The sequence below is a fragment of the Colwellia sp. 6_MG-2023 genome, assembly GCF_030547765.1.
Lineage (GTDB): Bacteria > Pseudomonadota > Gammaproteobacteria > Enterobacterales > Alteromonadaceae > Colwellia.
The window spans coordinates 16289-31056 of record NZ_JAUOPP010000006.1; the positions used below are offsets into that span (position 1 = coordinate 16289).

A 14768-nucleotide genomic window follows, 5' to 3' on the forward strand; every position below is an offset into this window, starting at 1 on the left:
CTATCGTTAAAGGCTAAGGGAAAGCTAGGATAAATTGTAGCTTTCCCTCTTAATCTTATTGTTTAGGAATAAAAGTGTTTGCCACATCGGTAATTCCCTCAACACTTTTAGCTAGTAGCTGCATTTGTAGGGCAACATTATCTGTCTCTGACAAAGTTTTTTCAGTTGTTTGACTAATATCGTCAAGGTTGTTTGTTATCTGAGATGATACGGCACTTTGCTCTTCTGCTGCTATTGCTATTTGTGTTGCTGCATGACTAATATTTTGCATTCTATCAACAACTAAATCTATTGTACTATGCGATGCATGTGCACTTTCAACACAAAAGTTAGCTTCTTCTTTATTTTGATTCATTAGCTCAACCCACTCTTGTATGGTATTAAGCATAACCGTTAAACGTTGATGAATTTCTTTTGCGGAGTCTTGAGTGCGTGAGGATAAGTTTCTTACTTCATCGGCAACAACAGCAAAGCCTCGTCCATGTTCACCTGCTCGAGCCGCTTCAATTGCTGCATTCAAAGCAAGTAGGTTAGTTTGATCAGCAATGGATTGAATATCTTCCATTAGTTCGCCAACGCCATTTGCCGATTGCGTTAAGCTATTTGCAGAGCTTGATGCACTTTCAACTGATTTTGCTAAGTTTTGTATTTTATTTGTGGTTTGGTAAATATCTTGTTGTGCTTGTTCACACTGTGAAAAGGTACTTTCTAAATCACCGGCTGCAATTGTTGTGTTATGTGCAATCTCTGTGGTTGATGATTGCATTTGTGCCATTGAGGTATTGAGCTCTTCAATGCCTCTTTTTTGTTCTGCTAAGGTTTCTCTACTTTCATCAAGGCCTTCAGATACTTTAGCCATAACGGTTCTTATTGGTGTGGCTGCATCTATTGTGCGATCTAAAATGGCTTTGATTTTAGTTTTTAGCATCGAAAAATTAAAATCAAATATACTGGCTGTCCCTTTACCAAAATAAATTTTTCGAGAAATAGAGTCGAATACATTTTGCATTTTTTGTGCTCTTTGGGCGGTAGGAATAATATCTGACCAAAAAACCAGAATAGGGGCTATTGCGCTAAAGGCCGCAATAATGGAGGTTGTTAATCCAATGTAAAAATAAATAAATATTTGACTTATTATTGAAAGTAGCACTAAAAATAAAAACTTGTGGTTTTTGGTTAACTCAAAAATAGCCCATTTGTTTTTTCTATTTAATGCAGTATAAATTGAATGGGCATTCTTTTGTAAGCTTGCATCAGCAATTTTACTGATCGATTGATAGCCTACTACTTGGCCTTTTTCATATTGTGGTGTTGTGAAAGTATCAAGCCAAACATCTTCATTTTGTTTGGTCTTTATCCGCATGACCCCATGCCAAGAAAAGCCTTTTGATAAAGTGTCAGATAATTCATCAATAACGATACTTGGCATCTCTGTATGCGTTAATTGTTTGATGTTTTTTGTCTGTAACTCTGAAGAGTCATAACCGGTCAAATGACAATAATGTTCATTAACATAAGTAAATGTACCATTGCGATCAGTAACAGAAATTAATTGCTGGCTTGTTGACGTCACATTTCCTCACTAAAAATAAGGTTAAATTTTACCTAACATACCAGTTTTGTTATTTTTTATCTTGATCTAAATAAAGAAAATGTAATTTTAAAAGCGTAACGCTTAATTTTTTATTAAGGCGAGCTCTATATTTTTAAAGTACTTCTAAAGAGGGGGTAACTTAGTCGGCTAATCAGTAAGTTAAAAACGGTAGGCAATTCCTATTGAAATTTGGGTATCAAACCATATTGCATCATCAAAATGTGCTACACAGCTATCGTTTTGACAAAACAAGGTATCGTTATCGTCAGTTAGCGTAGCATATCCGCGTAGCTCAGTAATGAGTATTAACGTTTCAGATAGTGAATATCGAGTACCAATAGTGGCAGTGATTGACGGTGAAATTACATCATCAAAATCGCTATGAAAGTAAGTTGCGCCAATACCTAAGCCAACGGTGGTTATATAATTTCTTTCCTTAAAGAAACCTACACCACTAAAGTGAGCATATAGTGTATTGAAAGAGTGAGTTGATTGGTTAATATCGTCGGTAAAATCACGAGATACATAGTTAAGTAAAATTTGACCTTGGCCTGTTGTAGAGTCTTGCCATGCAAAAGCTAAAGCAACATTATTTTCGTTACTGGTTACTAAGGTATCTGTTGAACTACTGCTAAGATCTGAACTAAAGTTATGCCCAATTATTGAGCTTATTTCAAATTCAGTTGCATGAGAACTATTTATGCCTAATTGAAGAAAAATAAATGTGTTTAACACTATTACTTTGCAAGAAGAAAATATCCCTATTGGCATAATTGGCCGACCTTATTTATTGTAGTTATATGAATGTATTATACACTGCTACTGTATAAGCTTAATCGGCCTTTTGTAAAATTCAAGTCCATTGCAATCAATGAGTGCTTTATATCATTAGGTTAGTTTTGTGCTAACTTTAATAGGTTTAACAATATTTCACCCCCAATTTGATTCATTTCTATTCCCTCAGTGCCTCCTATGTTGTTCACTGTTATATTCTGTTTTAGTACCAATTGGGTAATGCCTTTTTTTGTTATATTCAGTTCTAGCTCTTTAATGTTGAACGCCGCTATCATCATTTTAGGTTTAGCTTTTCCTCTACTTTTTTTTGCTTTAGTATGTTCAGTAATCACGCCAACTTCAGGGTGATTTTTAGCATATTGCTCAGCATCAAGTTCTGGGTGTTCTTGTGCATATATTTTGGCACTGATAGCCGGATAACTTTGTGGGTAATCTTTAGCAAGTGTTAAACTGATTGTTTGAATAAGCTGCTCAATATTACTGATACCCTCTTTATTTTCTTCAATATTTATGATGAGTTTGTTTAGTGTTATTTTATCTATTTTGGTCAGTAAACTGCTGTTTTGCTGTGCAGATAATTCAATAAATACTTGATCAACACTGAGTACATTTTTAGCTTGATAGCTAGCTAAGTTTGCCAAGGTAAGCTGATTAAGTTGAGCGCTATTGGTATTATCAGAAAATTCAGCGAGTAATAACGATGCTTCTTGTCCACTGTAGTAGTGTCCTTGTAACTCGATTTGACTTTTTAAGTATTCATTGAGGGATCCGTTAGCTAAATACCAGAGTATGGTGCTTAAAACTAAGAGTATGGAAAAGGCTAGTACAGCGAGTTTATTCAAAGTTGTATCTCGTTTGCGGTTAATGGTTGATATTCTAAGGTAAATAGTAGGTCAGGTAAATGTCATGTTTATTGCATTAGTTTATACTATAAAAGTTTTCCTATACTAATTATTAAAAAATTGAGACTTTCATTTATGTCTAATAACAGCTCTATCATGAACCGTTTACCTTTATTTATTATTCTATTGTTACTTATCAGTATTGTAGTTTATATCCAATGGCCTGACGAAGAACAAGCACAAGCAGAATATCAACGTATTGTTTCAGTGAAAGTGACCACCGCAAAGCTGAACGAATTTAGGGATAGTATTGAAGCTATAGGGACTACTAGGGCAAATGAAAAAGTATTTATTACAACTAAGTATGCAGATTTAGTCGAAAAAATTTCTTTTAATGATGGCGAATTAGTAAAAAAAGGTGATGTACTTGTTCGTTTAAATAATCAGGAAGAATTAGCAAAAGTAAGTGAGTTAGAAGCGAATTTGTCTGAATCAGTTGCGCAATTAAAACGTTTTCAAGACTTATTAAGTTCAAAAGCTACCTCTAAATCAATAGTTGACCAACAAGAAGCCAAGACCAAAGCCATTGCTGCACAACTTCGAAGTGCCCGTACGCGAGTAAATGATTCAATTATAAAAGCACCTTTTGACGGAATTCTAGGTTTTAGAGATGTCAGTGTTGGAAGCTATATTGATGCGGGTAGTGTGATTACAAGCCTTGATGATTTATCTGTAATCAAGGTTGATTTTGATTTGCCGGAACGGTTTCTTCCTACGATTAAATTAGGACAATCAATAACCGCACTTAGTTCTGCTTATAAAGGACAAGAGTTTATTGGAAAAATCAGTTCAATTGATACTCGTATCAACCCAATAACACGCTCTTTAAAAGTAAGAGCGGTAATTCCTAATGAAAATTTAGCGTTACGCCCAGGTATGTTACTTAATATTGAATTAGTAAGACAAGTTGAAACATTATTGCAATTACCTGAGAGCTCTATCATTCCGATAGAAGATAAGCATTATGTTTTTGTTATTCTAGACAGTGAACAAGATAAAATTGCTATGCGTAAAAGTGTCACTATTGGCCGCCGCTTACCCGGAGTTGTTGAAATAGTAGATGGCGTTACACAACAAGAGCTAATTGTTATTGAAGGTGCATTAAAGTTACGTGATGGCACTAAAGTAAAAATAATTAATCAGTTGGAAAGCCCAATCGTAGAGGGAGAAGTTAAATGATTTTATCTGATCTCTCTGTTAAAAGGCCTGTTTTTGCCACAGTAATTAATTTACTTATTGTGACTTTTGGTATTGTCGCTTTTTTACTATTACCTTTAAGAGAATACCCGGATATTGATCCACCGGTAGTCAGTATTAATACTAATTATCCTGGCGCTTCAGCAGCGATTGTTGAAACAAAAATAACGCAAGTGCTTGAAGATAGAATCAGTGGTGTTGAAGGTGTTAAAACTATTACATCAAACTCGCGAGTAGGGCGATCAAATATTACGATTGAGTTTAACTTAGATCGTGATATTGACGCCGCGACCAATGATGTTCGTGATCGGATATCACGTGCTTTAAATAATATCCCTGAACAAGCCGATCCTCCTGAGGTTTCTAAAGCTAATGATGATGAAGACGTTATTGTTTGGTTTGCCTTGCAAAGTGAAAATATGACCACGTTAGAGTTAACCGATTATGCAAATAGATATATTGTTGATCGTTTTGCTGTTGTAGACGGTGTTGCCCGAGTACGTGTAGGAGGAGGACGTACCTATGCAATGAAAATTTTATTAAATCGTTCAGCTATGGCTGCTCGAAACGTAACTGTACAAGATATTGAGTCAACCTTACGTAGTGAAAATATTGAATTGCCGGCAGGGCGTGTTGAGTCTATTGAACGAGATTTTTCAATAAGAGTTCAGCGTAGTTATTTGACAGCAGAAGACTTTTCTAATATGGCGGTTGCTCGAGCTGATGATAATTCCTTGGTGCGTTTAGGCGATATTGCCCATGTAAGTGTTGACGCTCAAGATGATGAGAATTTGTTCCGTGGAAATGGTAAGAACATGGTTGGGCTGGGTATTGTAAAACAGTCTAAAGCCAATACCTTAGAAGTGGTAAAAGAAGCGCGTAAGGAAATGATTGCGGTACGTAGTTCATTACCTATTGGTACTACAATTATTAACAGTTATGACTCGTCTGTCTTTATAGAAGGCTCAATTGATGAGGTTTACAGTACGTTAATTATTGCTATGTTGATGGTTGTTTTGGTTATTTTCTTGTTTTTGGGGAATGTCAGAGCAACAATAATCCCTGCCGTTACCGTACCCGTGGCCTTAATTGGCTCAATGATGACACTTTCTTGGTTTGGTTTTTCTATTAACTTACTAACCCTATTAGCACTTGTTTTAGCGATTGGTTTAGTGGTTGATGATGCCATTGTTGTTTTAGAGAATATTTATCGCCGTATCGAAAATGGACAAACACCTTTAATGGCGGCTTATGACGGTGGACGAGAAGTTGCTTTTGCGGTTATTGCAACTACCTTGGTTTTGGTTGCCGTATTTGTACCTTTAGTCTTTTTGTCGGGTAATGTCGGTCGATTATTTACCGAGTTTGCCATTGCAATTGCGGCGGCTGTTATTTTTTCAAGTATTACGGCTTTGTCACTGACGCCGATGATGTGTTCAAAAATGTTAAAATATCGAAAACGCAGTTCGTCTTTTGGACAGTTTCTAGATAGAAATTTTGCCCGTTTCGAGGCTGCTTATGGGCGAGCTTTATCAAAGAGTATTCATCAACCATTTCTGATTATTAGCATTATTGCGGTATCACTTGTCGCTGTGTATTTATTATTTATACAGCTCCCAGCAGAATACACACCAAAAGAAGATCGTGGTAACCTTTTTATTGTTATGCAGAGTGCAGAGGGAGCAAGCTACGAGAATAATGTAAAAAATATGCAAGTGATAGAAGATAAACTTCTTGCATATCAAGAGCGCAGTGAGCTTGATCGGGTTATTGTACGAGTGCCGGGCTTTGGCGGTAAAGGTGGTACAGCGGTTGTAGGTATGCCTGATTGGGGTGAGCGAAGTTTTGATACTTTTGAATTCATTGGAAAAATAAGCAAAGAATTACAAGATGTTACCGATGTAAGAGCTTTTGCTATTATGCGTCGTGGTATTGGCGGTGGTGGTGGTAGTTCGCCTGTTGCCTTTGTATTACAAGGTAATACTTACAGTGAGTTAGCAAAATGGCGTGATATCGTTATTGCTGAAGCGCAAAAAAATCCTAACCTGTCATCTGTTGATAGTGATTATAAAGAAACATACCCACAACTCATGGTGAAGATAAACCGTGATAGAGCTTATGATTTAGGCGTATCTGTTGGGGATATAGCACAAACATTAGAGACTATGTTAGGTCAGCGCCGAGTTACTACGTTTGTTGATCGCGGTGAAGAGTATGACGTGATCGTTGAAGGGGATGAAATGCAATATAGAAGTCCTACGGATATAGACAATATTTATGTTCGCTCATCAAGTTCAAACGAATTAATACCGCTGTCAAACTTAATTAGTATTACTGAAGATGCTACATCATCTCAATTGAACCGTTATAATCGATTACGTAGTATTACAATTACAGCAAACTTAGCTGATGGCTACGCTTTGGGCGACGCTTTAAAATTCTTAGAAAATGTTGCCGAACAGCATCTACCTGAGGAAACACAAATAGATTACAAAGGACAATCGTTATTATTAAAAGAGTCAGGTAGTTCTATTTTACTGGTGTTTATATTAGCGTTATTGATTACCTTTTTAGTCTTAGCCGCGCAATTTGAAAGTTTTGTTCATCCATTGGTTATTCTCTTGACTGTTCCTTTAGGTTTAGTAGGCGCGCTTACAGGCCTTGAGCTGATGGGGATGAGTTTGAATATATACAGTCAAATTGGCATTGTGATGTTAATTGGCTTATCGGCCAAAAATGGCATATTAATTGTTGAGTTTGCCAACCAACTTCGCGATAAAGGTATTATGTTCGAGGAAGCATTAATTAGCGCCGCACAGCAACGATTAAGGCCTATTGTGATGACAACGTTTACCACGGTGACGAGTGCAGTACCGTTAGTTTTTGCATCAGGGCCAGGCGCTGAAAGCAGAATGGTTATTGGTGTTGTTATTTTTGCTGGTGTTTCATTGGCGAGTGTGTTTACTTTGTTTATTGTACCTGGAGCTTATTACTGGCTTTGTAGAAATACCGGCTCACCGTTAGCAATTGCGAATCAAATAGCAGAAAAGCAAAAAGCATTAACAACTAATGCAGGGGTAGATACGAAAGGATAATGGAATTTACGCGGTTAGGCTTTTAATCATATTAGGCTAGTCGCGTTTAATTACAATAGTAAATAACCTGAGCTCGGTTTAATAAATCTTTCTCTAACAGTTATTTTTCCTTACTTTCTCGTTAAATTTACTTGCAATAGACTAGCTATTGACGCGAAATTTGCCTTGAATTAAGTAAAACGATCAAGTTAGAGTATAAAGTATAGTTATATTATTAATCATTTCAATAAATTAAAAACATCTTAAAGCGAGTTCAGGTTAAATACAGACTTGTTATTATGTTAATAACAGTTCAACAAGCGAAGGCAAATTTAGCGACTACAATGATTTGGGGGATTAGCTATAGTTAGCAGGATTAGTTTGAAGATAAATTTAAATTTTTCTTCATCTTACTCTGCTGAGTTTTGTATTGTTGTGTTTTATGTCGTAGGTGCGTTTGTAAGTAGTAACAGAAGACAATAATGTAGTCTATTTATAGGCAAGACTACATTATTGTTTTTGTGCTTTAAATTTTGTTGCTTGGAACACTGGTTGGGCTTATATGTTCAATGGGGTAGCAACCTAATACTTTAATGAAATTTGTATGAGCCGTAATTTCACTGATCGCTTCTTGTAAAGCAAAGCTCTTCAAGTTGGCTTCTACATCAATATAAAACATTTCTTCCCATGGACGGCCTTGGATAGGGCGAGATTCAAGCTTACACATGTTAATGCCTTTTTCCTTCAGTACTAACAAACATTCAACTAAAGCACCTGCTTTTTGACCAGTTGCTAAGATAATTGCGGTTTTTGCTGGAATTTGCTCTGCAACATCCACTGCTTTTCTTGCGACAAGAATAAAGCGTGAGTGGTTTTCGTTTTGATTAGCGATTGATTTTTCTAAGGCTTGTAATTTATATAGTTGTCCACCTTCTTCACTACCAATAACCGCTATTGTTTCATCTTGTAATTCTGAAACTTTAACCATAGCATCTGCGGTACTATCACAATATTCAATACGAATATTGTTTTGTTTATCTAAAAAGTTACTACATTGAGCAAAAGGTTGACCGTGTGCATAAATTGTTTTTATTTTGTCTAAAGAGGTATTAACCGCGGTTAGCAAACAATGTTCAATGGGTTGAGTTATCTCGCCAACAATAAATAAATTGGTATGTTGAAGTAAGTCATAAACCTGATTAATACTGCCAGAGCTAGTATTTTCGATTGGTAACATACCGTAGTCTACTTGCCCCGATTCAACTTGTTGTAAAATGTCACTAAAATTTTGGCAACCAGACTCTATAATTTTTTCAGCGCGTCTTGAAAAGTAACGATGACTTGCTAAATAACTGTATGATCCTTTATCGCCTAAGAAGGCAACACTTACGGTAGGTGTTTGTATATTAGGATTGGTTAAATTTTGTAAGTAAGCTTGTTGATTTAATACTGAATCTTCAATAATTGTTTGAAAAACACTGGTAACATAATGGGCGTCTAAGCCTAATTCTTTACCTTGTTTTATTAAGCGAATTAATAACTCTTGTTCGCGCTGTTGATCACGAATAGGACGAATTTGTTGCACTTTACTTTTAGCAACATTAAGTGTGAGTGCGCGACGTTTAGCAAATAAGGTTAATAGTTCATTGTCTAAGCTTGTAATTTCTTTACGTATTTCGTTTAAATCTAATTTTTCGCTCACTTTTATTTCCTATTTTGCTAATTTATGCTGTTCTGTTTATGAAAAAACCTTCCAAATGAAGGTTTTAGATCATTGCTTCGCTAGAGCGACTACTCTAGCGAGCTTGAGTGATTTATGTCAATAGTTTATTTAGACCATTTTTTGTTGTAATTGCACTTTATGGGATACATAAAACTATAATACTAAAGCTACTTACGGTTGAAATAAACCACACTACACTGCGGAGCTTATCAAAATCCATTAAATAAAAAATATGATAGGCGATGCGCGCGCAAACATGGACTATAGCTAATAATGTGATATTGGCGCCAATATGATGAGTCGCTATTGCTAACAATACGGCTGGTGCAAAAACAATCAATGATTCAAACGCATTTTGGTGCGCGGCTAAGGCTCGGGCGCCAAGCCCGGTAAGTTTGCTTTGTTGTTCTCTTGGGTGATTGTTGTCGTAACCGCCGAGTTTGTTCATTGCGAAAACTACGGGGGCTTTAGCAACTAATGGGAGTAGCCCTGCAATAAAGAGGCACCAAATTAATGTCGTCATTTTTTTCCTTTGTATCGTTAGTATTTTTAAAGTTAATGTTTTATCGCTTATGTTTTTATAGTTAAAAATAATAATTAATAACTCAGTAGTGTCAGTTTATATTTAGTTTCACCAGGTAAAAAAGGGGAAGCAGTTCCTTGTTCCCAATCAGTATGGCCTTTTTTATAATAAGGACTCCAAGGATGTCCTGCTTGACTTGTTGGCATATGAAAAATACCCGTTTCTTCATGCCCAGGTGAAACAACCATACGCTCTGATGCACCAAAGCGTTTACCTTGCACTTTTGGCATATAGCTGTCGCCTGACAGTGCTTTAGCTGGCATGTCTAACCATCGGCCAATAAAAGGGATTGATTGACTAAGCGGGTGGTGTATTTCGGTTGTGTTTTGTTGCCCCCAAGTCGCTTTGGTTAGCGCTTGTTTGTTGTTTTCATCGAGATAAGTCATATCATCAATTGTTTGTTGTAGTGCTTGGTTAAATACTGCTTGCCAGCTATTTAAAGGTCGCATTAAAAAGTTATCAGGTTGTTGATTAACTAGTTGCCATAAAGGCACTTCAATTTGAGCGCTAATGCTGCGAAAGCTATAGATATCATCGACATTTTTGAGCGTACTATTAAATTCACTAAAAACTAAATCACGAACATTGATTCGAAAGTTTCTCACTAATCGATAACTTACTGAATCTATGCTTGCGCTTAATGCTTTATCTTCTGAAAGTAAGTCTTTAACTTGTTGAAATTGTCTGTGTTTGTTGATAACTTCATCGGTTAAAGCGTCGTCATTAAGTACTTTGCTCAAGAGAAAGTTTACCCAAGGTTGTAAAAATGTAGCGCGATCATCTAAAGCAATTGCTAATAAAGACTCTTCATTAAATGTGTTAAGGGCAAATAAGTTTTCACGAATTTGTTTAGAACGTGCTCCTAATGCATAACCACCATTACCTATTTTTTCTAACATTTCACCACCAACAACACGAGAATTAGCCGTCCATAATCGATTGTCTTTTGGATTTAAAATTTGAGGGTAATTCGCAGGAGATAAATAGCCCGTCCAGCCATTATCACCATTATGCCAATAGGTGGGGGTTTCGCCGGTGTTACCAAATTTCTTTGGGATAGGGCCCATAATTGTCCAGCCAAGGTTACCTGATTTATCCCCTACCATCATGTTTTGTGATGGAATACCACTATGTGCGGCAATAGAAAATGCTTCTTTTACACTGGTCGCAAGTTCTAATTCGGTTGCTATAAAGTTCACGGCTTCTTTGTCGTGAGCAACCCAACGATAGGCAAGTAATTCACCTTGGCTATTTTTACCTATAATAGGTCCCCAGATAGTTTCTTTAATGGTAATTTCAACAGGTTGCTCATCTTTAATAGCAATTATTTGTTTATGAAAACTGAAGTCTTTAGCACCATTTTTGGTCATATATTGAGTGTCGTTATTAACACTTTTTATTTTAATTACATCACTATAATCACCATAGCTATTAGTAAACCCCCACGCAATCTGGCCATTACTACCTACAGTTATGTTAGGTGTACCAGGTAATGTTGCTCCGGTAATTTTTACTTTTTTATTTGCTGTGCTCGGATATTCAAAACTTGCTCTAAACCAAGTATTAGGTACACGTATTCCTAAGTGCATATCATTAGCAATAATTGCACTACCAGTATTGCTTATTTCACCCGAAACACCCCAGTTATTCGAACCAGGAAATTCATCAGCTTGATATTTTTTGGACACATCATTAATAGCAGTATTGTGACTTTTCTCGATAGTGATTAAATTAGCACTTGATGCTGACGGCCAAGCGTTTTTGGGCATTGATGATGGTTGATATTGGCTATTATCAATAGCTGCATCCCAAACATTGCCAAGAGGATTTAAAAATGCATAAACATCGGCAGATAAAATTGCTTTCATAAGACCTAAAGTACGTTCACGTTGTCCATCGGTATATTGCAGATCAATATACATACTAAAAATTGTTAAAATTGAATCCTCTTCGCTCCATTGGGTTGGCTCTTGTTGAAGTAAAAGGTATTCAAATGGGTGTGAACTTATGTATTTTAAGCCTTGGTTTACGCCGCGGGTATAAGCTTTTAATAATTCTTTCTGCTCTGTGGGTAATTGATTAACTATGTCAGTTGCTCTCTCTCTAAAGCGATGAATACGAATAGACTTATCATGCTCAAGTGCAACAGAGCCAAATAAACTTGATAATTCACCTGCTGAGTTACGTCTTAATAAATCCATTTGAAAAAAGCGCTCTTGTGCATGAACGAATCCTGTTGCTACTGCAACGTCAAGTCGATTACTGGCTTTTATCGTTACTATTCCTTGATCATCACGCTCTATTGTTGCACTTTTTGTGAGCCCAAAAACTGTCTTTTTACCATCTAAAATGGGTAACGCACTGTCTATTTGGCTATATATCCAAGTTGCGGTAAAAGCGATAATAAGAGAGCTGATAAGTAATAAAGAAACAATAATTCTTTTTAACATAGTAAATAGAAGTCAAAATATTGATAATAAATAATGATAGAAAGAATAACTGATTAAAACAAACTAGCGAAGCTTTTGTTGCTTTTATTAAATTGTAAATAAAAGTAAAGCTTAAGTTACTGTTTTTAATAAAATATAAAAATAATGTTTTATTTAGATTTTAATGTTAATCAAATGTATAATTAATCGCTTATTATATGTACTTTATTTTCGGAGTTTCAAGTGACAGAGTCAATGTCAAAACATGTAAAAATTGGTGATTGGATTTTCGAAGTAAAAATGGTCAGAGCATTAAAAGTTGATGAATATGGTAAGCCGTATTCAGCTATTGCTAATTGTAATATTAATGGTGATTCTATGTATATAGATGGCTTATTAACCCAAGAAGGGGAATGTATTACTCGCGAAGATCTGCAAAGTTTTAATGATTTTTGTTATCAAATAGGTTTAAAACATTGCTCATATCATAGGTATCAAAATGGTGAATCTATTACTAAAGATGTGTCGATTACCTCACCCAAAGAGCCCAAAATTAGTAAAACTGATAGCCGAATACATTTAGTAAAATAGATATTAAATAATTTGACTCGTTTTTCTATTTTTTGAGTGATATCTACTATCCGGTGCTATTGTATAATAGTACTACGTTTTTATTAATTTTATATTTAAAGTTGTTAATGGTTTCTGAACTTAAGCATAAAAAAATTGCTTTATTATTGATGGCTGCTGGAAGTTCATCACGTCTTGGACAACCCAAGCAATTAGTATTAATCGCTGAGAAAGATCAATTACCGCAAAGCTTATTGTGTAGGCAAGTATCTATGATGAATAGTATTTGCTTAACGGATAACACGAAAGCTTTTTGTGTCTTGGGTTGTCAAAGTGAAAAATTAATAGCAGATTTGGCTAGTTTAGCTTCTGCAGAAAACTTAACGTTAATTAAGAATAATAACTGGTCAAAAGGTCTATCAAGCTCTATCGCTAAAGGCGTAAGTGAACTAGATAATGATATAGATGCGGTACTTATCTTTCTGGTGGATCAATGGCAATTGACGGTTAATGATTTAACAAGCTTAATAAATGAATGGCGAAAAAAACCCGAAAAAATTCATATCGCGGGTGATGGGGACCACTTGAGTCCACCCGTTATTTTTCCACGGTCTTTCTTTAAGGAGCTTATCGTTTTATCTGGCGATGAAGGAGCTAAGAAGGTTCTTAAAAAAAATAGAGAATACGTCAATATAAAGAAAATGCCATTAGCATTTATTGATTTAGATACACCTGAACAGTTACAAGAATTGAATAGCAAAAATAGCTAGCATCAATTTAAGAGACTCTTGAAAAGCCTATATTAAAAGCAGTACTAAAAACTAATTAAGAAGCAGTTAATGTTTTAAGTCATTTCAAATGGTTGATTTATTATATTATACCAATCTCACTAACTATGTGATCATTTCTACTTGCTAAAATCACCAACTACATCGTTATTTATTTAATAATTAGAACAACTCGTTATTGAAATAAATGCCTTGTATTTGGCAATTTTTTCTACATATAAATTTGTTCACCTAATTAATGAAACTGGTATTATTTTGTTGATTTTAATTTGTTTTTTAGTTGAGTGTTATGCGCTCATCTATTCAGCATAATGTCTATGCGTATGGAGTATTTCAATGCAGCTTGAACTTTTATCTAAGCACCATTTACAGCCGTTATTTGATTTTGAGCTAGAAAATAGAGCATGGTTTGAATCATTAATTGAACCTCGAGAGAATAATTTTTATTCAGAGCAAGGTGTTACACAACATATTGATGAAGAACTCAATAAAGTAATTTCTAGTACTGCGTTTTGTGGTTTACTTATTAAAGATAATGAAATTATCGCAAGAGCTAATTTAAGAGATATTAGTGCTAATAAAGCTTCTGTAGGTTATAGGGTTTCAAAACGATTTTTATCTCAAGGCTATGCCAGCCTCTGTTTAGCTTCGCTAATTGAAATTGCAAAAAAAGAATTTGGTGTTCAATACCTTGAAGCTAAGGTACTAGCAAATAATCCAGCTTCTAAACATGTATTATTAAAACAAGGATTTGAAATTATTGGTAATGTACCTAATTTTATTACATTAAATAATAAGTCATTAGCCTGTACAGAGCTTGGGTTCAAATACAGATAACAGGATAACTGGTCTCACTGGATTATGAGTTTTTAGCTACGCTTAATTACTTTACTTTAATCAGGAGTCTTTTATTTTTAGTACAGTTGTTAGTGTGGATTTAGCTAAAATTTTTCAAGTTTGTATTTTTGATAAATAACAATCAGTTTATCGTTTAACACCATAAATTAAGGCGCACAATAAAACGCTTTTTCGTCTGATGATTTTACATGGGCCATGTATTGGTTCTTTTGTCCTCGCCTTGAACCTTATACCAATTCCAATAAGTTTCTTCTC

11 protein-coding genes are annotated in these 14768 nt (G+C 35.3%); 5 read left to right on the top strand and 6 right to left on the bottom strand.

The window, feature by feature from the left end; all coding sequences use genetic code 11:
• Positions 1-55: 55 nt before the first annotated feature.
• The 3 genes from Q4503_RS05465 to Q4503_RS05475 form a co-directional block, all read right to left on the bottom strand.
• A complete protein-coding gene (locus tag Q4503_RS05465; protein ID WP_303601622.1) occupies positions 56-1573 on the bottom strand; it encodes a methyl-accepting chemotaxis protein in 1518 nt (505 codons plus the stop codon).
• A gap of 180 nt (positions 1574-1753) precedes the next feature.
• Positions 1754-2365 carry a hypothetical protein gene (locus tag Q4503_RS05470; RefSeq protein ID WP_303601623.1) on the bottom strand — a complete coding sequence of 204 codons (612 nt, stop codon included), beginning with the start codon at positions 2363-2365 and terminating at the stop codon, positions 1754-1756.
• A gap of 122 nt (positions 2366-2487) precedes the next feature.
• Entirely contained in the window at positions 2488-3231 is a 744-nt protein-coding gene (locus Q4503_RS05475) for a hypothetical protein (RefSeq protein WP_303601624.1), read from the bottom strand.
• Between the two features lie 135 nt (positions 3232-3366).
• Between Q4503_RS05475 and Q4503_RS05480 the strand changes: the two genes are divergently transcribed.
• The gene (locus tag Q4503_RS05480; RefSeq protein WP_303601625.1) at positions 3367-4470 is read left to right on the top strand and encodes an efflux RND transporter periplasmic adaptor subunit; all 1104 of its coding nucleotides are present in this window, start codon (positions 3367-3369) and stop codon (positions 4468-4470) included.
• Positions 4467-7583, top strand: coding sequence for an efflux RND transporter permease subunit (locus tag Q4503_RS05485; protein WP_303601626.1), 3117 nt, complete (start codon positions 4467-4469; stop codon positions 7581-7583). Before Q4503_RS05480 ends, Q4503_RS05485 begins: the two co-directional genes overlap by 4 nt.
• 505 nt (positions 7584-8088) lie before the next feature.
• Here Q4503_RS05485 and pheA read toward each other — a convergent pair.
• The 3 genes from pheA to Q4503_RS05500 form a co-directional block, all read right to left on the bottom strand.
• A complete protein-coding gene (gene pheA / locus Q4503_RS05490; RefSeq protein ID WP_215972931.1) occupies positions 8089-9264 on the bottom strand; it encodes a prephenate dehydratase in 1176 nt (391 codons plus the stop codon).
• 157 nt (positions 9265-9421) lie between these two features.
• Entirely contained in the window at positions 9422-9808 is a 387-nt protein-coding gene (locus Q4503_RS05495; protein ID WP_303601627.1) for an MAPEG family protein, read from the bottom strand.
• A 74-nt stretch (positions 9809-9882) separates the two neighbouring features.
• Positions 9883-12318 (bottom strand): penicillin acylase family protein, encoded by a 2436-nt coding sequence (locus tag Q4503_RS05500; RefSeq protein WP_303601628.1) that lies wholly within the window; start codon positions 12316-12318, stop codon positions 9883-9885.
• A 222-nt stretch (positions 12319-12540) separates the two neighbouring features.
• On the opposite strand from Q4503_RS05500, the gene Q4503_RS05505 reads away from it, so the two are divergent.
• From Q4503_RS05505 to Q4503_RS05515, 3 genes are all read left to right on the top strand, one after another.
• Positions 12541-12888 carry a hypothetical protein gene (locus Q4503_RS05505; protein ID WP_215972928.1) on the top strand — a complete coding sequence of 116 codons (348 nt, stop codon included), beginning with the start codon at positions 12541-12543 and terminating at the stop codon, positions 12886-12888.
• A 107-nt stretch (positions 12889-12995) separates the two neighbouring features.
• On the top strand, positions 12996-13637 hold the full coding sequence (locus tag Q4503_RS05510) for an NTP transferase domain-containing protein (protein WP_215972927.1): 642 nt from the start codon (positions 12996-12998) through the stop codon (positions 13635-13637).
• A gap of 354 nt (positions 13638-13991) precedes the next feature.
• Positions 13992-14492, top strand: coding sequence for a GNAT family N-acetyltransferase (locus Q4503_RS05515; RefSeq protein WP_303601629.1), 501 nt, complete (start codon positions 13992-13994; stop codon positions 14490-14492).
• The last annotated feature ends 276 nt before the right edge of the window (positions 14493-14768 follow it).